This window comes from Mesorhizobium sp. M8A.F.Ca.ET.181.01.1.1 (genome assembly GCF_004792025.1).
Taxonomy (GTDB): domain Bacteria; phylum Pseudomonadota; class Alphaproteobacteria; order Rhizobiales; family Rhizobiaceae; genus Mesorhizobium.
The window spans coordinates 113419-131417 of the sequence record NZ_SRTV01000011.1 but is presented as its reverse complement, the minus strand read 5'-3'; the positions used below and the strand labels follow the sequence as shown (position 1 = coordinate 131417).

The 17999-nt window shown below is 63.6% G+C and carries 21 protein-coding genes and 1 riboswitch; of the genes, 10 read left to right on the top strand and 11 right to left on the bottom strand.

Annotation, left to right across the window (positions count from 1 at the left end):
• Positions 1–163 precede the first annotated feature (163 nt).
• Positions 164–1111 (top strand): DMT family transporter, encoded by a 948-nt coding sequence (locus tag EN824_RS29495; protein WP_135867558.1) that lies wholly within the window; start codon positions 164–166, stop codon positions 1109–1111.
• On the opposite strand, the gene EN824_RS29490 is transcribed toward EN824_RS29495, so the two are convergent.
• The 3 genes from EN824_RS29490 to EN824_RS29480 form a co-directional block, all read right to left on the bottom strand.
• Positions 1112–1483 carry a response regulator gene (locus EN824_RS29490; RefSeq protein WP_167531492.1) on the bottom strand — a complete coding sequence of 124 codons (372 nt, stop codon included), beginning with the start codon at positions 1481–1483 and terminating at the stop codon, positions 1112–1114.
• Positions 1484–1559: 76 nt separating this feature from the next.
• The gene (gene hpt / locus EN824_RS29485) at positions 1560–2102 is read right to left on the bottom strand and encodes a hypoxanthine phosphoribosyltransferase (RefSeq protein WP_135932995.1); all 543 of its coding nucleotides are present in this window, start codon (positions 2100–2102) and stop codon (positions 1560–1562) included.
• Positions 2103–2124: 22 nt separating this feature from the next.
• Positions 2125–2769: a hypothetical protein gene (locus EN824_RS29480; protein WP_135932994.1), complete on the bottom strand. Its 645-nt coding sequence runs from the start codon at positions 2767–2769 to the stop codon at positions 2125–2127.
• 190 nt (positions 2770–2959) lie between these two features.
• Here EN824_RS29480 and ftsE point away from each other — a divergent pair, with 190 nt between their 5' ends.
• From ftsE to EN824_RS29465, 3 genes are all read left to right on the top strand, one after another.
• Positions 2960–3619: a cell division ATP-binding protein FtsE gene (ftsE, locus tag EN824_RS29475; RefSeq protein WP_010911739.1), complete on the top strand. Its 660-nt coding sequence runs from the start codon at positions 2960–2962 to the stop codon at positions 3617–3619.
• On the top strand, positions 3612–4598 hold the full coding sequence (locus EN824_RS29470; RefSeq protein ID WP_135867560.1) for an ABC transporter permease: 987 nt from the start codon (positions 3612–3614) through the stop codon (positions 4596–4598). Before ftsE ends, EN824_RS29470 begins: the two co-directional genes overlap by 8 nt.
• Before the next feature lie 109 nt (positions 4599–4707).
• The gene (locus EN824_RS29465) at positions 4708–5433 is read left to right on the top strand and encodes a YdcF family protein (protein WP_127872222.1); all 726 of its coding nucleotides are present in this window, start codon (positions 4708–4710) and stop codon (positions 5431–5433) included.
• 7 nt (positions 5434–5440) lie between these two features.
• On the opposite strand, the gene EN824_RS29460 is transcribed toward EN824_RS29465, so the two are convergent.
• From EN824_RS29460 to EN824_RS29450, 3 genes are read right to left on the bottom strand one after another with little or no spacing between them, the layout of a single operon-like run.
• The gene (locus tag EN824_RS29460; RefSeq protein ID WP_135932993.1) at positions 5441–6073 is read right to left on the bottom strand and encodes a pyridoxamine 5'-phosphate oxidase family protein; all 633 of its coding nucleotides are present in this window, start codon (positions 6071–6073) and stop codon (positions 5441–5443) included.
• Between the two features lie 20 nt (positions 6074–6093).
• Positions 6094–6564 carry a DUF1348 family protein gene (locus tag EN824_RS29455; protein ID WP_127279429.1) on the bottom strand — a complete coding sequence of 157 codons (471 nt, stop codon included), beginning with the start codon at positions 6562–6564 and terminating at the stop codon, positions 6094–6096.
• A 59-nt stretch (positions 6565–6623) separates the two neighbouring features.
• The gene (locus tag EN824_RS29450) at positions 6624–7175 is read right to left on the bottom strand and encodes a peroxidase-related enzyme (RefSeq protein ID WP_127279428.1); all 552 of its coding nucleotides are present in this window, start codon (positions 7173–7175) and stop codon (positions 6624–6626) included.
• Positions 7176–7276: 101 nt separating this feature from the next.
• On the opposite strand from EN824_RS29450, the gene EN824_RS29445 reads away from it, so the two are divergent.
• Positions 7277–8182, top strand: coding sequence for a LysR family transcriptional regulator (locus EN824_RS29445; RefSeq protein ID WP_127872219.1), 906 nt, complete (start codon positions 7277–7279; stop codon positions 8180–8182).
• A gap of 77 nt (positions 8183–8259) precedes the next feature.
• Positions 8260–9063, top strand: a complete 804-nt coding sequence (locus tag EN824_RS29440; RefSeq protein WP_127280817.1) for a 1-acyl-sn-glycerol-3-phosphate acyltransferase — start codon at positions 8260–8262, stop codon at positions 9061–9063.
• Between the two features lie 3 nt (positions 9064–9066).
• On the opposite strand, the gene EN824_RS29435 is transcribed toward EN824_RS29440, so the two are convergent.
• From EN824_RS29435 to EN824_RS29425, 3 genes are all read right to left on the bottom strand, one after another.
• Complete coding sequence (locus EN824_RS29435; RefSeq protein ID WP_127280818.1) at positions 9067–9693, bottom strand: LysE family translocator; 627 nt, start codon at positions 9691–9693, stop codon at positions 9067–9069.
• 92 nt (positions 9694–9785) lie between these two features.
• Positions 9786–10733 (bottom strand): aldo/keto reductase, encoded by a 948-nt coding sequence (locus EN824_RS29430; protein WP_127872218.1) that lies wholly within the window; start codon positions 10731–10733, stop codon positions 9786–9788.
• 123 nt (positions 10734–10856) lie between these two features.
• Positions 10857–11378, bottom strand: coding sequence for a gamma-glutamylcyclotransferase (locus tag EN824_RS29425; RefSeq protein ID WP_127278636.1), 522 nt, complete (start codon positions 11376–11378; stop codon positions 10857–10859).
• Positions 11379–11529: 151 nt separating this feature from the next.
• Between EN824_RS29425 and EN824_RS29420 the strand changes: the two genes are divergently transcribed.
• Together EN824_RS29420 and EN824_RS29415 are read left to right on the top strand one after the other, a co-directional pair.
• Positions 11530–12528 carry a DUF2125 domain-containing protein gene (locus tag EN824_RS29420; protein ID WP_127278635.1) on the top strand — a complete coding sequence of 333 codons (999 nt, stop codon included), beginning with the start codon at positions 11530–11532 and terminating at the stop codon, positions 12526–12528.
• A 5-nt stretch (positions 12529–12533) separates the two neighbouring features.
• Complete coding sequence (locus EN824_RS29415; RefSeq protein ID WP_127278634.1) at positions 12534–13463, top strand: sugar kinase; 930 nt, start codon at positions 12534–12536, stop codon at positions 13461–13463.
• On the opposite strand, the gene EN824_RS29410 is transcribed toward EN824_RS29415, so the two are convergent.
• Both EN824_RS29410 and hisC read right to left on the bottom strand, forming a co-directional pair.
• On the bottom strand, positions 13460–14395 hold the full coding sequence (locus EN824_RS29410) for a prephenate/arogenate dehydrogenase family protein (RefSeq protein ID WP_189343785.1): 936 nt from the start codon (positions 14393–14395) through the stop codon (positions 13460–13462). The two genes, EN824_RS29415 and EN824_RS29410, sit on opposite strands and share 4 nt — an antisense overlap.
• A gap of 22 nt (positions 14396–14417) precedes the next feature.
• The gene (hisC, locus tag EN824_RS29405; RefSeq protein ID WP_127278632.1) at positions 14418–15527 is read right to left on the bottom strand and encodes a histidinol-phosphate transaminase; all 1110 of its coding nucleotides are present in this window, start codon (positions 15525–15527) and stop codon (positions 14418–14420) included.
• Between the two features lie 137 nt (positions 15528–15664).
• A riboswitch (SAM riboswitch) is annotated at positions 15665–15742 on the top strand.
• Between the two features lie 121 nt (positions 15743–15863).
• Here hisC and EN824_RS29400 point away from each other — a divergent pair.
• A complete protein-coding gene (locus EN824_RS29400; RefSeq protein WP_127872217.1) occupies positions 15864–17033 on the top strand; it encodes a homoserine O-acetyltransferase in 1170 nt (389 codons plus the stop codon).
• A 121-nt stretch (positions 17034–17154) separates the two neighbouring features.
• Complete coding sequence (metW, locus tag EN824_RS29395) at positions 17155–17769, top strand: methionine biosynthesis protein MetW (RefSeq protein WP_135932992.1); 615 nt, start codon at positions 17155–17157, stop codon at positions 17767–17769.
• The last annotated feature ends 230 nt before the right edge of the window (positions 17770–17999 follow it).

The window sequence follows — 17999 nt, the reverse complement described above, 5'->3', positions numbered from 1 at the left end:
AAACGTCGACCGATAGTCGCCTCACCCATTGGATATGCAGCCGCGAAATCGGCTGCGGACCAATCGAAGAGTCCTCACTCGTGCCCGCTGCCCGAAAACGGTGGCGGGTTCTTTTTGATCTGGACAGGGGTGCCGGATCGTATGCGCGGGAGCCTGAACACGGATGCACAATAGGATGGTGCGCGGCATCCTGAGCCTGTGCCTGGGCGTGCTGGTGTTCTCGCTGCAGGACCCGCTCGTCAAAGCCGTGTCGAGCGGCTACCCGGTGACCGAGGTGATGGCGATCCGCTCGATCGTCGCCTTGCCGATCCTGATCGTTCTCGTCCATGCCGATGTCGGCTTGCGTGCCATCCTGTCGCGGCGCTTCGGCCTGCTGACGATACGCGCCTTCATTCAGTTCACCTCCTACACGGTGTACTACCTGGCCATCGCCGCCCTGCCGCTGGCCGACGCCGTGGCGCTCTATTTCATGGCGCCGCTGTTCATCATGGCACTGGCCGGGCCGTATCTTGGCGAACGCGTTTCCTGGCGGACGCTGGCGACCGTGCTGATCGGATTGCTCGGCGTGGTCGTGATGGTGCGTCCAGGCGCTGGGCTGTTCGATTGGGCGGCCTTGCTGTCGCTGGGCTCGGCGGCGCTCTACGGCTTCTCGCAATTGATGGCCCGCAAGATCGGCGACACCGAATCGTCTACCGTCATGGCCTTCTACCAGAACGGCGCCTATCTCGTCGGCGCCGCCGTGGTCGCCGGCACGTTCCACCTCGCCGGCATAACCCACGCCGTCCATCCGAGCCTCGAATTCCTGGTGCGGCCGTGGATCTGGCCGTCACTGCCGGATTTCCTGAAAATGGCGGCGTGCGGGTTCGTCGCCTCGGCCGGCATGATCCTGCTCTCGCAAGGCTACCGGCTGGCGCCGGCCAACCGCGTCGCCACCTTCGAATACACCGGCATCCTGTGGTCGCCGCTGTGGGGTTTCCTGTTCTTCGCCGAGGTACCACGCTCGACAACCGTGATCGGCGCGGCGCTCATCATCGGCGCCGGCCTGCTGGCGCTCAACACCGAGCGGCGGACCGCTCCGGCGCCGGCGCTTGTCGCCAGGGATCCAGCCTGATCAGGCGAAGCAGATCAGCGCCCGTTCGACGCGCGAACGGATCTCGGCCAGCGTGAAGGGCTTTTGCACGACATCGAGGATGATGCCGTTCAATTCCTCGGCGCGCTCGCGCTGGTCGGCATAGCCGGTCATCAGCATGATCTTCATCGCCGGGAAAAGCGCCGCGGCCGCAACCGCCATCTCGATGCCGTCCATCTCCGGCATGCGGATGTCGGAGACGACGAGATCGTAGCCGCCGTTTGCGGCGCGGATCAGCGAAAGCCCCTGCGCGCCATCGGCGGCGATATCGATTGCGTGGCCGGCGCGTTCGAGCGCGCGGGCTGCCAGGGTGCGGACGGACTCATCGTCCTCGACGATCAGAAGCTTTGCCATGGCCGGCATATTTGGCGGTGAAAAGTTGACTTTTCCTGAAGGCGGGACGGGTCAGCAAGTCTTTTTGGGGAGTGGCTCAAACGTCGCCTTTGACGACACCCACGAACGGCAATTCACGAAAGGCGTGCGCAACGTCCATGCCATAGCCGACGACGAAATAGTCGGGGCAGTCGAAGCCGACATAGTCGGCATTGAGCGCGGTCTGGCGGCGCATGCGCTTGTCGAGCAGCACGGCGATGGAACAGCTTTTCGCGCCACGCGACAGCATCAGGTCGCGGGTGAAGCTCAGCGTCTTGCCCGATTCCAGAATGTCGTCGATCAACAGCACGTCGCGGCCGGCAACCTCGTTGTCGATGTCGCGCAGCACCCTCACCTCGCCGCTGCTGGTGCCGGCGCCATAGCTGGAAATGAAGATGAACTCGACTTCCGGCGACAGACCGACATCGTGCATGGCCCGGATCAGGTCGGCGGCGAAGATGAACGAGCCTTTCAGCACCGAAATCACCAAGAGATCATGATAGTCGTGCCCGGCGATCTCCTTGGCGAGTTCGAGATTGCGCCGCGCGATCGCCGATGCCGAAAACAGGACTTCGATGTCCTTGCTGCGTACGATGGGCATTGTTGATCTTCCCTGGTGTCGCCTACTCGGCGAAAGTAACCAAAACGGTTCTTACGCCGTTCTTAGGCACGTCGAGCCGGCTGGCAAAGCCGAATCTTTCGCCCGATGCCAGCGAATGGCCGGATGTCCCCAACGTATAGCGGGTCGTGCGCCCGTCATTGCACGTCACCCGGATTTCGAGCGGCGGCAGGGTCGCTGGGCTTGTTCCGTCATTGGCGGCCTCCCCATCGACGAACAGCACCGGATTGGCGCCCGAGACGTCGACGCGTGAGGTGACGCCTGAAATGGTCAGCGCCGACGCTTGCGCGCCGGCCAGGAACGGCGCCTGGCGCACCAGCGCGTGGCCACCGGAAACCCAGAACGCGGCAAGGGCTGCACCGATGCCGGCGATCCAGAAAATCGGACCGCCGCGCGAGGCCGGCCGCTGCTCCGCCGGCGCTTCCGGCTTGCGCAGCATGTCCATGCCCTCGATGGGCGGGGTGACAATCAGGCGCGGCAGCGGCGAAACGTTTTCGACCGGTGAAACGGGCCGCGACACCACAACATAGTCCGCATCGACGATATCTGCCACCGGACCGCGCACGATCCGGTCCGCCATGGCAATTGCCGGCGGTTCGGTCATGATTTCGCCGGAAACCGGGCGCGCGGTTCGTTCCTCAGCCATCATGGCCCCAGCATTGCGGCACGTTCGCTTTTCGTTTCTTTTGCGTAAACACAAATGGTTAACGCTTCCCCACCGGAGCCCTCTTGAAGAGCCGAAACAAGCCAGGAATTAACCGCCGGTTAACCATGCCGGCCGATGGTCTTTTCACAGAACAGGCTGGCTCGCCGCGGCCAGGAACCTCAGGTCATCGAAATTGATTCGCTTCGAAAATGTCGGCCTCCGCTATGGCATGGGTCCGGAAATCCTCCGCGACATCTCCCTGCATATACCGGAGCGCTCCTTCCAATTCCTGAGCGGGCCTTCGGGCGCCGGCAAGACGACGTTGCTGCGCCTTTTGTTCATGTCGCTGAAGCCGACGCGTGGGCTGATCACCATCTTCGGCAAGGACCGCTCCCGCATCTCACGCACCGAGCTGCCGCACCTGCGCCGGCGCATCGGCGTGGTGTTCCAGGATTTTCGCCTGCTCGACCACATGACCACTTACGAAAACGTCGCTTTGCCATTGCGCGTGCGCGGGCGCGAGGAGGCGAGCTACCGCACCGACGTCACCGAGCTCTTGAAATGGGTGGGGCTCGGCGAGCGCATGCATGTGCTGCCGCCGGTCCTGTCAGGCGGCGAGAAGCAGCGCGCCGCGATCGCGCGCGCCCTGATCGAACAGCCGGAAATCCTGCTCGCCGACGAGCCGACCGGCAATGTCGATCCGCCGCTGGCGCGGCGCCTGCTGCGGCTGTTCATCGAGCTCAATCGCCTCGGCACCGCGGTGGTGATCGCTACCCACGATCTCGGCTTGATGGAACAGGTCGACGCGCGCCGCATGATCCTGGCCGGCGGAAGGCTGGATATCTATGACTGATCTGTCCGCCGAGCATTTCGAAGAGCAGGACGCCGAGGCAGCCGTCGCAAGACCGCGCGCCCAGCGCAAGATGGCGCCGATCGTGCCGGCGCAGAACATTGCCGGCCGCGCCTTGGTGCTGGTCATCGCCATCATGACCTTCCTGTCCTGCCTGACCTTCGGCGCGGTGACGCTGGTGCGCGATACGGCCTCGGTATGGGAAAACCAGATTTCGCGCGAGGCGACCATCCAGATCAAACCGGCCGACGGCCTCGACATGGAGGCAGCACTTACCCAGGCTTCGCAGATCGCCAGCGAATTCCCCGGCGTGAAGTCGACCCGGATCATCGACCGCGAAGCGACCGCCAGGCTGCTGGAGCCCTGGCTAGGTTCGGGCCTCAATATCGACGACCTGCCGGTGCCGCGCCTGATCATCGTCACCATCGACGAGAACAGCCCGCCAGACTTCGCCGCCATGCGCGCCGCGATCGCGCCGAAACTGCCGAGCGCATCGCTCGACGACCACCGCACCTGGGTCGACCGGCTGGTAGCCATGGCCCGCACCACGGTGACCATCGGCATCGCCGTTCTGGCCCTGATGCTGTCGGCAACCGTGCTGACGGTGGTCTTTGCCACCCGCGGCGCCATGGCCGGCAACGGCCACATCATCGAGGTGCTGCATTTCGTCGGCGCTGAAGCGCAGTTCATCGCGCGCGAATTCCGCCGGCATTTCCTGGTCACAGGCATGAAGGGCGCGGCTGCCGGCGGAGCGGCGGCGGTGCTCGTCTTCATCGTTTTCTCCTGGTGGTCGTCGCGCAACATGGCAACACCACAGGCCGATCAGGCAACCGCTTTGTTCGGCAACTTCGCCATCGGCTCGGCGGGTTACCTGGGTGTCGTCCTGATGGTGCTGGTGATTGGCGCGCTGACGGCGGCGACCTCACACGCCACCGTCGTCGCCTATCTCAGCGACATCGACGTTCGCCAACCCGACGCATGAAAGGAGTTCGTCTTGGCGTGGATGGAACGAGCGCGATCACGGATGGAGAATTTGCGTAACGCAAAGTGCGTCTTTTACCTACCAAACGCCGCATTTCGGGATTAACCATATGGCTATGGACGTGCGGGATTCGACCGGGACGGCTGGACAGCTGCCAGTGGTGGTTGCCCGTTGGCGCGGCCATAGCAAGGTTAGCCGTTTAAGGACCGCCCTGCGTCTCTCCGCTCTCTCGCTGCTTATGCTCGCAATGGTGTTCGCTGGCGGCTTCGGCTGGTTTGCCAGCAAGGTCAGTCACCTGACCACGCCCGCCAACCCAGCCAAGGCCGATGCCATCATCGTGTTGACCGGCGGCCAATCGCGGCTCGACGCCGCGATGGAACTGCTCGCGTCCGGTAAGGGCGAGCGGCTCTTGATCAGCGGCGTCCATCCCTCGGCCAGCCGTCGCCAGCTTCAGGCGGCGACCGGCGGCGACAAGAAACTGTTTTCCTGCTGCGTCGACATCGATCGGGCCGCGCTCGACACGATCGGCAATGCCGAGGAGAGCGCCAAATGGGTGGAAAACCATGCCTATGGCACGGTCATCCTGGTCACCAACAACTATCACATGCCACGCAGCCTGCTGGAGATGGGACGGCTGTTGCATGGCGCCAAGCTTGAGCCCTATCCGGTGGTCAATTCCAATCTCGACAATGGCGGCTGGCTGACCAAGCCGCGGGCGTTGCGGGTGCTGTTCACCGAATACACCAAATATCTGCTGGCGCTGGCACGTGGTATTATCCCGGTGAAGCCGACGCCCGAAGGCATCGCGCTGGCCGAAACCGCCGCCGGCGGCTGAGCCCGCGTCATTCCTTGGCGCCAGCCCCTGAAACGCCCTTGAGGCGCGCGATCTCCTGTTCAAGGTTCTGGATGCGCCGGTCGCGCTCGGCAAGCGCCGCCGCCACATCAGCCGCCTCGAAGCGCTGCGGTATATGTTGCGGGCAATTGGCGTCCCACGCCGAGACGGTGAACAGGATGACCTGCTCGGGACGCGCCTTGTAGTCCGGCGGCATCAGCCTCGCTGTCAACTCGGCATCGTCTTCGACAACGCGCGCCGTACCCCAGATCTTGATGCGCTGGCGCATCATGTAATCGATCAGGAACAGGAAGGCCCTCGGATTGTCGGCCAGATTGCCCTGCGTGATGAACTGCTTATTGCCGGAAAAATCCGCGAAGCCGATCGTCTTCTCATCGAGCACCTTGAGAAAGCCGGCAGGGCCGCCGCGGTGTTGGATATAGGGCTGGCCATCGCCATTGGCAGTCGACAGGAAGACGCTGGTCTGCATTCTGATGAAAGCGGCAAGGTCCGGTGTGATCGCCGATTGCCAGCCGCCGCGCTCCTCGACGCGGGCATAGGACTGGCGCGAACCCTTGCGCGCCTGGATCGCCTTGACTGTTGGCGTGAAGGCGACATCGCTCGTAAAAGCGTGTGCGTTCATCGAGACCTCCTTGCATGTTTCTAGAGCCCGAGCTCCGACAGCGTCGGGTGGTCGTCCGGCCGCCGGCCGAGCGGCCAGTGATATTTGCGCTCGGCCTCGGCAATCGGCAGGTCGTTGATGCTGGCGATGCGCAGGCGCATCAGCCCGTGCTCATCGAATTCCCAGTTCTCGTTGCCATAACTGCGGAACCATGAACCGTTGTCGTCGTGCCATTCATAGGCGAAGCGCACGGCGATGCGGTTGCCGTGGAAGGCCCACACCTCCTTGATCAGCCGGTAGTCGAGTTCGCGGCTCCATTTGCGGGTCAGGAAGGCCTGGATAGCATCGCGCCCTTGCAGGAATTCGGCGCGGTTGCGCCAGCGGCTGTCCGCCGTATAGGCAAGCGCCACCCGCGCCGGGTCGCGCGAGTTCCAGGCATCCTCCGCCATGTGCGCCTTCTGGGCTGACGTCTCGGCGGTGAAGGGTGGAAGCGGCGGGCGGCTCTCAGACATGGGATTCCTCTGCGGCATGAAGGGTGGGGACCGACGGGCACCGCCACTCCTATCCGGATTCAGGCAGCATCTCGGGCGCAAACAACCGGAAAATCAATGTCGGTCTGGGCAACCTCATTGATATAGTTGGTCCAGACGTTCAGGGCGACATGCTGGACGATCTCGATGATCTCCCCATCGTCATAGCCTGCGAGCCTGACAGCGGCGAGATCCTCCTGGCCGACCTGTCCTCGGCTTTGCGCAACGCTGGCGGCAAAACGCACCGCCGCAGCTGCCTTGGGGTCCGAGGAGCCGCCGTGGCGGTTGGCGATCATCTCGGCATCGTCGAGCCTGGCGAGCGTCTTGCCGAGATAGCTGTGCGCGGACAGACAATAGTTGCAGCCATTGATCTCGGCGATCGCCAGCGCGATGCGCTCGCGCGTCGGCGCCGCAAGCCGGCCCTTGGCCAAAGCTCCCATCATGCCGAGATAACCTTCCAGCGCGGCCGGACTGTTGGCGACCATCCGAAACAGGTTCGGCACGACACCGAGCTGTTTTTCCACGGCCTGCAGCATCGGCTGCGCGGCGGCGGGAGCGGTTGCGATCGACGAAGGCGTGGCAATGCGGGGCATGAAGATTTCCTTGTTGAGATGCCTCGCTTATATGCAGCCTTCCATGTTGCGGATGTAGATGCCATATTTGCAATCAACCCTTCCATTTTCTGGAAGAAATGATGGATCGTCTTGAAGCCATGTCCCTTTTCGTCGCGGCGGCGGAAGGCGGCAGCCTTTCCGCCGCCGCGCGCCGTTCGGACGTTCCGCTAGCAACGGTCAGCCGCAAGGTCTCCGAGCTGGAGCGGCACCTGAAGACACGGCTGTTGAACCGCTCGACGCGGCGGCTCACACTGACCGATGCGGGCCATGCCTATCTCGCGGCCTGCCGCCGCATTTTGGACGAGGTCGGCGATGCCGAACGCACCGCCGGCGGCGAATACAGCGCCCCGACAGGGGAATTGATCATCACCGCGCCGATTGTCTTCGGCCGCCTTCACGTTCTGCCCGTCGTCACCGACTTCCTGGCCGCCTATCCCCTGGTGGATATCCGCCTCACGCTCGGCGACAGGATAAGCCAGTTGGCCGAGGACCATATCGACCTCGCCATCCGCATCGGCAGGCTGCCGGATTCGCGCTTGGTCGCCATCAGGGTCGGCTCGATCGGTCATGTTGTCTGCGCAAGCCCGGCCTATCTGGCCGCGCACGGCATTCCACGGACCCCGGGAGAGCTCGAGACGCACAGCTGCATCACCTTCGAGGGCCTTGGCTCGCTTGCCACCTGGACCTTCAGCGTGGACAAGGCTGATTTTATCGTACCGGTCCGCTCGAGGCTCCGGGTCAACACCGCCGAGGCGGCGATCGATGCGGCGATCGCCGGTGTCGGATTGACGCGGGTGCTTTCCTACCAGATCGTTGCCGCCGCACGATCAGGAACACTGCGCCCCGTGCTCGGGGATTTCGAACCCGAGCCTTGGCCGGTAAACCTGGTGCATGCGGGCCAGGGCCGGCTGCCGGTGAAACTGCGCGCCTTCCTGGACTTTGCCGCCCCACGCCTGAGGGAACGCCTGGCGCAGGCAACCTGGTAGGACGGGCAGCATCGCACCGTTTCCTTTTTCCCCGCGCTTGGTGTAACCAACGCACACTTCCTCACCGGACCTCCCCCATGCTCTATGTCAGATCGCTGGCGTTCAATTTCGTCTTCTACGTCAATCTGATCGTCCAGATGATCCTCTGGACCCCCTACTATTTCCTGTCGCCGCGTCACCGTGCCTGGTTCGTGCCGAAATTCTGGTCGCGCACCTCGATGTGGCTCTATGACAAGATCGCCGGAACGAAGAATGACATCACCGGGCAGGAAAACCTGCCCGAGGGTTCGTTCATCCTGGCGCCCAAGCACCAGTCGTTCTGGGACGCTATCGCCTTCTTCCCTTACCTCCAGGACCCGCTCTACATCCTGAAGCGCGAGCTGACCTGGATCCCGTTTTTCGGCTGGTACATCTTGAAGATGCGCATGATCCCGGTGCATCGCGGCAGCCGCTCCAAGGCCTTGAAGGCGGTGGTCGCCGCGACCAAGGAAGAAATGGCACGCAACCCGCGCCAGTTGATCATCTATCCCGAGGGCACCCGCCGGGCTCCGGGCGACGAGCCGGCCTACAAATACGGTATCGTTGAAATCTATTCGCAGCTTGGCGTTCCGGTGGTGCCGGTCGCCCATGTCGCCGGCCTCTACTGGCCGCGCCGCAAGTTCCTCCGCTATCCCGGAACCATCAAGGCACGCTTCCTGCCGCCCATACCGCCGGGTCTTGGCAAGGAAGAGTTCATGGCGCGGCTGATCGGCGAGACGGAAGCCGCCTGTGACCAGCTTCTTGTCGAGGCATCACGCGCGCCCAACCCGCCGGCCCTGCCGACAACGGCGGCAAAGCGGTTGCGGGAACTCGGCGCGAAGCTTGACGGCTCCGCGGCCTGATCGTCAACCGTACACAGCCAGCACCGTGGTCAACAGCAGCGTCGCGGCAAAGACCAGATTGATGATCCGCGAGGCGACAGGCCTGCGCAGGAAGCGTGCGAACGCCGCGCCGGCAACAAGCCACACGGCGTGGATGACGACGATCATCACCGCCAGAACAGTCAGTTTCGTCCACAGGCCGAGCTCGACATCGCCCTTTCTCGACGAGGTGCCGGCGAACACGGCAGCGATCGCCACATAGGCCTTGGGGTTGGCGACCGCCAGGAGAAATCCAGCCAGCCAGGTTGGGCGCGAAGCCTCGGCGGCACGTGCGGCCAGCGCCGGCGCGGTGGCGATCTTGAAGGCGAGATAGAGAATGTAGGCCGCCGACGCGACAACCAGCAACGGCGCCAGCTTCGGCATCGACCCAAGCACCGCCATAACCCCGGTCGCCACAACCAGCAGCACGGCGATCGTGCCTAGGACGATGCCGCCGGTGTAGCGAAGCGAATCGCGCAGGCCGAAGGCGGCGCCGACGGCGGTAACGCTTATCGTCGCCGGCCCAGGGCTGCCCATGACGACGGTGGCGGCCAGCAACAGCGCAAGCAATTGGCGCCAAGGCTCCGGCTGCGAAAGAAGCGATCCGTCCATCTGGTCCTCCGCCCTGAGCCCGTGCGAAGGACGGTATGGCAAGGCATGAGGATCGTCTTGGACGTTCGTGCGTCCCGTCTTGCCGGCAGCCCTCAGGCGCTGGCTTTGTCGAGCTCGGCCATATCGTCGGCGCTCAACTTCAACGACACCGCCCTGATCAGGCTGTCCATCTGGCTTGGCTTGGTGGCACTGGCGATCGGCGCGGTGACGCCCGGCCGCGCCATGGCCCAGGCAAGCGCCACTTCCGCCTGCTTGGCCGAATGCCTGGCGGATACGGCGTCGAGCGCCGCCAGAATGCGCGTGCCGCGTGGATTGAGATAGCCGCCGACATCCTCCCCGCGCTCGCTCTGGCCAAGATCGGCTTCCGTGCGGTACTTGCCGCTCAAGAAACCTTTGGCCAGGCTGAAATAGGTGATGACGCCGACATCCTCGGCCACGCAGAGGTCGCGCAGCGGGCCATCGAAGGAGGAGCGGTCGTAGAGATTGTATTCCGGCTGCAGCACCTCGTAGCGCGGCAGGCCGCGCAGGCTTGCCACGTCAAGTGCAGCACGCAACTGGCCGGCATCGAGGTTGGAACAGCCGGCATAGCGGATCTTGCCCTTGGCGAGCAGTTTCTCATAGGCGCCGAGCGTTTCCTCATAGGGCGTCGTCGGATCCGGCCAGTGCGACAGATAAAGATCGATGAATTCGGTCTGCAGCCGCTTCAGCGATGCATCGACGGCCTTTTCAATATAGGCGGCGGACAGATCCTTGTGGCCCTGCCCCATATCCGAGCCGACCTTGGTGACCACCACGACCTTGTCGCGATTGCCGCGGTCCTTCATCCATTTGCCGATGATGGTTTCCGATTCACCGCCCTTGTTGCCGGGAACCCAACGCGAATAGGCGTCGGCCGTATCGATGGCATTGAGGCCCGCGCCGACGAAGCGGTCGAGCAGATCGAAGGAGGTCTTCTCGTCAGCGGTCCAGCCGAAGACATTGCCGCCCAGAACCAGCGGCGCGATGGAAAGGTCGGTGCGACCGAGACGGCGTTTCTGCAAGACGGATCTCCGTGATGATTGGGGCCGGGCGATGCCGCCCGCTGGCTGGGTTCGGAGCCTAACCTAGGTCTTGCCGCATCGAGGTCAAAGGCCCTGGCCACCGTTTTCCGCAGAGCCAGCGCTTCACAAAGACGCTATCCCCCGTTTCACCTCCTCCAGCCAGTGGTCGCGGATGCCCAGTGCTTCCAGATGCTTCAGCGTACTCAGCACATAGTCCTCGTTGTTGCCCGATCGGCCGACCGCGCCACGCACCACGGCCGCTGCATCCGCCGCGTCCATCGCCCCGGCATATTGCTCATGCTTGCGGTCGACGATGTAGGCCACGGCCTCGACCGCGCCGCCGCCGTCGAGACGAACCTTGAGCGTCCGCTCGAGATAGACGCTGGTGACAAGCTCGCGCTCACGCAGATAGGCAATGACCTCGTCGCGCAGTTCGCCGGGCACGCGGAAGGCGAGGCCGACGCAGGACCCGCCATGGTCGAGGCCAAGCACCAGTCCCGGCCGCTGGCGCGTGCCGCGGTGCACGAAGGAATAGACGCAAAGCGAGCGGCGGTAGCCATGCAGGCGCGCACGCCGTGTCTCGACATGCGCGAAACCGGGCCGCCAGATCAGCGAACCGTAGCCGAACACCCAAAAATCGCCCATATCACCGCGCCTGATTGCAAAAGAATGGCAACACCGCACCGGAAACCGGTGTTTTTTCCGCTCGTGTCCGTCTACCTATCGTCTCTGTCCACTGGTGTTCCCGGAATCGAGAATCCGTTCACACCATCCATGCGTTAATGAGAGCCAAAGCATGACGTCAAGTGACGAACGCCGACCGGGTAACCGTCGCCGCCTATGGTGGCTTGCCGCGTTCATCCTGGTGCTGTTCGCCATATACAGCGCCGGATGGTTCTATCTGGCCAACAGGGTCAGGTCGGAGGCCGACAAGGCGGTTGCCACGCTCAATAAGAGCGGCATCCAGGCTGGCTGCGCCAACCTCGAGGTCAGTGGCTATCCGCTGAGCTTTGCCGTCTCTTGCGACAATCTCGCCTACGAGGACGATGCCAAGAACATTGCCGCCTCGGCCGGCTCCTTCAATGCCACCGCCCAGATCGCCCAGCCCTTGTCGCCGGTTGCCAATCTGCGCGGTCCGCTCCGAACCTCCGTCCCGGGCATGATGCCGCTCTGGATCGACTGGGACAATCTGCAGGCCAACGTCAAACTGTGGTATCCGCTGCCGCGACGTATAGCGCTGCAGGCCGAGGGCCTGTCGGGCCAGACCGATCCGGCCGACGATACCGATCCAGTCGAGCTGTTCAGTGCCGGCAAGGCATCAGGCCAGTTGCAGCCGAATGGCGCGGATATCGACTATGTCGGCAGCTTTGGCGATCTTGAAATCGATCCCGACACGATCGGCGGGCGCGTGCTGCCGGCGCTCGATGCCAGCGGCGACGTGACACTGAAGAACGGCGTGGCGCTGGTCGGCACGCAGGTGAAAAGCCTGCGCGGCCAGAGGATCGAAATCCGTAATCTCGATCTGTCGTCGGGGACGGCGCGTGTCACCGTTTCCGGACCGCTGTCGGTCGATGCAGAAGGCCTGGTCGATGCCGATCTGATGATCAGGATCAAGGATCCGAAGGCCGTGGCATCTATCCTTGCCGGCGCCGTGCCCGAGCAGAAGAATGCGATCGAGCAAGGTTTTGGCGCCCTGGCTCTACTCGGCAGCGAGCCGTCGATGCCGCTGAAGGTGGTCAAGGGCAAGGCCTCGCTCGGCTTTATCCCGCTGGGCAAGATCAAGCCGGTGCAATAGCACCCATGGCAAGACCCGTGAGGCTCTTGAGTGTTGGAGCGCTGACGCTGGACACCATCCTGCGCGTCGAGTCGCTTCCGACGCATCAGGGAAAATTCATCGCCTCGGACGGCGTCCAGATCGCCTCGGGCATGGCCACGAGCGCGGCCTGCGCCGCACGTCGTCTCGGCGCCGAGATATCGCTATGGGCGAGTGCTGGCGACGATCCTGTCGGCGATCAGCTGATCGCTGGAATCGAGGCCGAGGGCGTCGATTGCAGCCATGTGCGCCGCGTCAGCGGCGCACGCTCGGCGCTGGCCTCGATCCTGGTCGATGCGCATGGCGAGCGTATCATCGTGCCGTTCTACGACACGCGCGCGCAGGCTGATCCCGAAGCCTTGCCGTTTCCCGACATCACGGCGTTCGATGCCGTGCTGGCCGACGTGCGCTGGCCGGGTGCAGCGGCACTTGCCCTGAACGCGGCGCGCGCCGCGGGCAGGCCGGCTATCCTCGATGCCGATACCGCGCCGCTGGCGGTGCTGGAGCAACTGTTGCCGCTGGCCTCGCACATCGTCGCCTCCGAACCGGCAGTGCGTATCATCTGCGGCCACGCGTTGGATCTGGAGACCGCTTGCGAGGATCTCGCCTCCAGCACCGACGCCTTCGTCGCGGTCACCGGCGGCGCGGCGGGTACCTGGTGGTTCGATCGAAGCGCCGGATCATCCCGCCATGTCGAGGCGCCGAGGATCAAGGCGGTCGACACGCTGGCCGCCGGCGATGTCTTTCATGGCGCCTTTGCCGTTGGGCTGGCGGAAGCCATGGCGATCGAGCACGCACTGCGCTTTGCGAGTGCCGCCGCCGCGCTCAAATGCCTGCGCTTCGGCGGCAGGCTGGGCGCGCCGGATCGGGCGGAAACGCTCGCCATGATGGCAGCGACCTGGCCTGAAACAGCTTAGCTCTTTGCCGGATGCTCGACCGCCTGGCGGCCAAAGTCCGGCGCGTCGATATCCTGGCCCGCCTCGATGATCGAGCGGCGCACGGCGCGGGTGCGGGTGAACAGGTCGAAGAGTTTGTCGCCATCGCCCCAGCGGATCGCGCGCTGCAGGAACGCCAGATCTTCCGAGAAGCGCGCCAGCATTTCCAGGATGGCATCCTTGTTGTGCAGGCACACGTCCCGCCACATGGTCGGATCGGAGGCGGCCAGACGCGTGAAATCGCGAAAGCCGGAGGCGGAATATTTGATCACTTCCGTCTTGGTCACCGATTCCAGGTCGTCGGCGGTGCCGACGATGTTGTAGGCGATGATGTGCGGCAGATGCGAGACGATGGCCAGCGTCATGTCGTGATGCTGCGGATCCATCGTGTCGATGTTGGCGCCGCAGCGGCGCCAGAATTCCGACAGCCGTTCCAGCGCCTCCGGATCGGTGCCCGGCACCGGCGTGAAGATGCACCAGCGATTGTCGAACAGGTCGGCAAATCCGGCATCCGGGCCGGATTTTTCGGTACCCGCCAGCGGATGGCCGGGAATGAAATGGACGCCCTCAGGCACATGCGGCTGCATCTGCGCGATGACTGAGGCCTTGGTTGAGCCGACATCGGTGAGGATCGCACCTTTTTTTAGCGCCGGCGCAATCTCCTGCGCCACCGCACCGGATGAGCCCACCGGCACCGAGACGATGACCAGATCGGCATCACGCACAGCTTCCCTGGAATCGGTGGTGTAGGAATCGCCTAGTCCCAGTTCCTCGGCTCGCTTGAGCGTTGCCACACTGCGCGTCGAGATCGCGACATGGCGAGCCAGGCCTTCGCGGCGAATGACGCGGGCCAGCGACGAGCCGATCAGGCCGATGCCGACCAGCGCGATTTTTTCGAACATCGGTGATGCCATGGTGTGTAACTTTTCAGGCGTTCTAGCTTTTCAGGAATGTCTTGAGCGCGGCGACAACGCCGCGATTGGCCTCTTCGGTACCGACGGTCATTCGCAGCGCGTTGGGAAAGCCGTAGCCTGAAACGCGCCGCAGAATATAGCCGCGCGCGCTCAGATAATCATCCGCCGCAGCCGCCGAATGCCTCTGGTCGTCGGGAAAATGAATGAGCAGGAAATTGCCGACGCTGGGCGTCACGCGCAGTCCGAGTCCAGTCATCTCCTCGCTCAGCCAGGCGAGCCAGGTCTCGTTATGCGCCACGCTGCGCTCGACATGGGCGCGGTCGCGGATCGCGGCGATGCCGGCCTCGATCGCGGTCGCATTGACGTTGAAGGGGCCGCGCACGCGGTTGATCGCATCGACAATGTGCATCGGACCATACATCCAGCCGATACGCGCTCCGCCGAGACCGATCTTGGAGAAGGTGCGGGTCATCACCACGTTCTCGGCGCTGCCGGCCAGCTCGATGCCGGCTTCGTAATCGTTGCGGCGGACATATTCGGCATAGGCCGCGTCCAGCACCAGCAGCACGTTTTTCGGCAGTCCGGCATGCAGGCGACGCACCTCCTGGAACGGCACATAGGTGCCGGTCGGATTGTTGGGATTGGCCAGGAACACGATTTTCGTGCGCGGCGTCACAGCCGCCAGCATCGCATCGATGTCGGCGCGCTCGTCGGTCTCCTTGACCACGACCGGGGTGGCGCCGGCCGACTGGATGTAGATCTTGTAGACCATGAAGGCGTGTTCGGTGAACATGGCCTCGTCGCCGGGCGCGAGATAGGTCTGTGCCAACAGGCCAAGGATCTCGTCGGAACCGTTGGAGCAGATGATGTTCTGCGCGTTGAGGCCATGCACCTCGGCGATCGCCTCGCGCAACCGCCTGGCGGTGCCGTCGGGATAGATGTCGAGTTTGCCGGCGACCTCACGCGCGGCCTCGATCGCCTTCGGCGACGGCCCAAGCGGGTTCTCGTTCGACGACAACTTGTAGACCTTGGCGACCCCGGCCGGCGCCGTGCTCTTGCCGGGCACATAGGCGTCTATGTCCATGATGCCCGCGCGGGGGGTTGGACGTGCCTGATCCGGTGTCTGGTTCATGTCTTGCAAAATCCGTCGAAAATGCCTCCATCCGGAAGCCGCTGCGGAAATACAAGCCATGGCCGGCAATGTCGAGAGGCGGCACTAGTGCCAGCCGCCGCCATTGACGGCGAGGCGGGCGGGTTCTAGAAGGGCGGTGACAGTTCCGTGGTGATTTGGCCGGTCGGCTTGCAGCCACGTTAAACAATTCGCTAAAGGGCCGTTTGCGTGACGTAACCGGCTTTGCGAAGGCAATGCCGGTTTTTTATTGTCCGCTACCGGCCCGGACGACCGCATCGGCGCCGCGAAAATCAGCGGAGATTTTCGCAAGAAACGATGCAGCAAGAGAGATTAGGAATGGCCGCTCTGCGCGCAGCAAGGACCAACAACGAGGTCGACAATCCGTCGAGCCTGGTGTTGCGTTTCGGACCCGACAAGCCGCTCAAGCTCGATGCCGGCACGGTGCTGTCGCCGTTCCAGATCGCCTATCAGACCTATGGCGTTCTGAACGATGCCCGTTCCAATGCCATCCTCGTCTGCCATGCACTGACCGGCGACCAGCATGTCGCCAACACCAATCCGGTGACCGGCAAGCCAGGCTGGTGGGAAGTGCTGATCGGCCCCGGCAAGATCATCGACACCAACCGTTTCTTCGTCATCTGTTCCAACGTTATCGGCGGCTGCCTTGGTTCCACCGGGCCGGCTTCGACCAACCCCGCCACGGGAAAGCCCTATGGGCTCGACCTCCCTGTCATCACCATCCGCGACATGGTGCGTGCGCAGCAGATGCTGGTCGACCATTTCGGCATCGAGAAGCTTTTCTGCGTGCTGGGCGGTTCGATGGGCGGCATGCAGGTGCTGCAATGGGCGTCGAGCTATCCCGAGCGGGTGTTCTCGGCACTGCCGATCGCCACCGGCGCACGCCATTCGTCACAGAACATCGCCTTCCACGAGGTCGGGCGGCAGGCCGTGATGGCCGATCCGGACTGGCATGGCGGCAAATATTTCGAGCACGGCAAGCGCCCGGAAAAGGGGTTGGCGGTGGCGCGCATGGCCGCCCACATCACCTATCTGTCGGAAGCCGCCCTGCACCGCAAATTCGGCCGCAACCTGCAGGACCGCGAAGCGCTGACCTTCGGCTTCGATGCCGATTTCCAAATCGAGAGCTATCTGCGCCACCAGGGCATGACCTTCGTCGACCGCTTCGACGCCAACTCCTACCTCTACATGACACGGTCGATGGATTATTTCGACCTTGCCGCCGACCATGGCGGCCGGCTGGCGGACGCCTTTGCCGGCACGAAGACCCGCTTCTGCCTGGTGTCCTTCACGTCGGATTGGCTGTTCCCGACCGAAGAGAGCCGCTCGATCGTGCACGCGCTCAACGCCGCCGGTGCCTCGGTTTCCTTCGTCGAGATCGAGACCGACCGCGGCCACGACGCCTTCCTGCTCGACGAACCGGAACTGTTTGCCGCCATCAACGGCTTTATCGGTTCGGCCGCGCGCGCCAGGGGGCTCGGCGCATGACCCCGAAATGTTGCAGACTTTTCGGACCACGGTCATGCGTCAGACGGAAAGGCGAAGCCATGACCCAGAAAAATTGCGGACTTTTCGGACCATCGTCATGCGCCACTCAGGAGGCGAAGCCATGAGCGTCAATGGCAGCCAGCGTGTCGACCTTGAGGTCGTCGCCAACCTCATCCCGCCGCAATCGCGCGTGCTTGACGTAGGCTCCGGCGACGGCTCGCTGCTCGAATTGCTGCAGGAAACCAAGCAGGTCGACGGTCGCGGCCTTGAGCTTTCGCAGCGCGGCGTCAACGAATGCGTGGCGCGCGGCCTCTCGGTCATCCAGGGCGATGCCGACATGGATCTCGAATTCTATCCCGACAAGGGTTTTGACTTCGTCGTCCTGTCGCAGACCCTGCAGGCCACCCGCAACCCGAAGCTGGTGCTCGACGAACTGCTCCGGATCGGCAATCGGGCGATCGTGTCCTTCCCCAATTTCGGCCATTGGCGGGTGCGCCTGTCGCTGTTCGTCAAGGGCCGCATGCCGGTGACCAAGGATCTGCCCTACTCCTGGTACGACACGCCCAACATCCACTTCTGCACCATCCGCGACTTCGTCAATCTGTGCGAGGAGCTTGGCGCGACGGTGGAAAAGGCGACCGCGCTCGACGCCAACGGCCAGAAGATCGGCCTGTCGATGCCCTGGTGGTTCTGGAATTTCTTTGGCCAGCAGGCGGTGTTTTTGTTGAAGCGATAAGGCCGCCGTCGGCCTCCTATGCCAGGACATCCGTGGCCTTGTGCGGATGTTCCACGCCGTCGGCCAACACCACATGGACGCAACCGCGAAGAGCTTCCGCCAATTTCAGCGGTGGCAAAAGTGTTGCGGTTGAAGCGCTAGGCGCCGGAATTCACCATTCCCTTGTCGTCAGAACGACGGCACAATGGGTGACATAACAGGTTGTTTTTTGTAGCGTCGCACTTAATCCC

Excerpts from the sequence above, each read along its gene's own strand:
- EN824_RS29495 (WP_135867558.1), top strand. The coding sequence starts at position 164 with ATGCACAATAGGATGGTGCGCGGCATCCTGAGCCTGTGCCTGGGCGTG.
- EN824_RS29490 (WP_167531492.1), bottom strand. The coding sequence starts at position 1,483 with ATGGCAAAGCTTCTGATCGTCGAGGACGATGAGTCCGTCCGCACCCTG.
- hpt (WP_135932995.1), bottom strand. The coding sequence starts at position 2,102 with ATGCCCATCGTACGCAGCAAGGACATCGAAGTCCTGTTTTCGGCATCG.
- EN824_RS29480 (WP_135932994.1), bottom strand. The coding sequence starts at position 2,769 with ATGATGGCTGAGGAACGAACCGCGCGCCCGGTTTCCGGCGAAATCATG.
- EN824_RS29470 (WP_135867560.1), top strand. The coding sequence starts at position 3,612 with ATGACTGATCTGTCCGCCGAGCATTTCGAAGAGCAGGACGCCGAGGCA.
- EN824_RS29465 (WP_127872222.1), top strand. The coding sequence starts at position 4,708 with ATGGCTATGGACGTGCGGGATTCGACCGGGACGGCTGGACAGCTGCCA.
- EN824_RS29460 (WP_135932993.1), bottom strand. The coding sequence starts at position 6,073 with ATGAACGCACACGCTTTTACGAGCGATGTCGCCTTCACGCCAACAGTC.
- EN824_RS29455 (WP_127279429.1), bottom strand. The coding sequence starts at position 6,564 with ATGTCTGAGAGCCGCCCGCCGCTTCCACCCTTCACCGCCGAGACGTCA.
- EN824_RS29450 (WP_127279428.1), bottom strand. The coding sequence starts at position 7,175 with ATGCCCCGCATTGCCACGCCTTCGTCGATCGCAACCGCTCCCGCCGCC.
- EN824_RS29445 (WP_127872219.1), top strand. The coding sequence starts at position 7,277 with ATGGATCGTCTTGAAGCCATGTCCCTTTTCGTCGCGGCGGCGGAAGGC.
- EN824_RS29440 (WP_127280817.1), top strand. The coding sequence starts at position 8,260 with ATGCTCTATGTCAGATCGCTGGCGTTCAATTTCGTCTTCTACGTCAAT.
- EN824_RS29435 (WP_127280818.1), bottom strand. The coding sequence starts at position 9,693 with ATGGACGGATCGCTTCTTTCGCAGCCGGAGCCTTGGCGCCAATTGCTT.
- EN824_RS29425 (WP_127278636.1), bottom strand. The coding sequence starts at position 11,378 with ATGGGCGATTTTTGGGTGTTCGGCTACGGTTCGCTGATCTGGCGGCCC.
- EN824_RS29420 (WP_127278635.1), top strand. The coding sequence starts at position 11,530 with ATGACGTCAAGTGACGAACGCCGACCGGGTAACCGTCGCCGCCTATGG.
- EN824_RS29415 (WP_127278634.1), top strand. The coding sequence starts at position 12,534 with ATGGCAAGACCCGTGAGGCTCTTGAGTGTTGGAGCGCTGACGCTGGAC.
- EN824_RS29410 (WP_189343785.1), bottom strand. The coding sequence starts at position 14,395 with ATGGCATCACCGATGTTCGAAAAAATCGCGCTGGTCGGCATCGGCCTG.
- hisC (WP_127278632.1), bottom strand. The coding sequence starts at position 15,527 with ATGAACCAGACACCGGATCAGGCACGTCCAACCCCCCGCGCGGGCATC.
- EN824_RS29400 (WP_127872217.1), top strand. The coding sequence starts at position 15,864 with ATGGCCGCTCTGCGCGCAGCAAGGACCAACAACGAGGTCGACAATCCG.
- metW (WP_135932992.1), top strand. The coding sequence starts at position 17,155 with ATGAGCGTCAATGGCAGCCAGCGTGTCGACCTTGAGGTCGTCGCCAAC.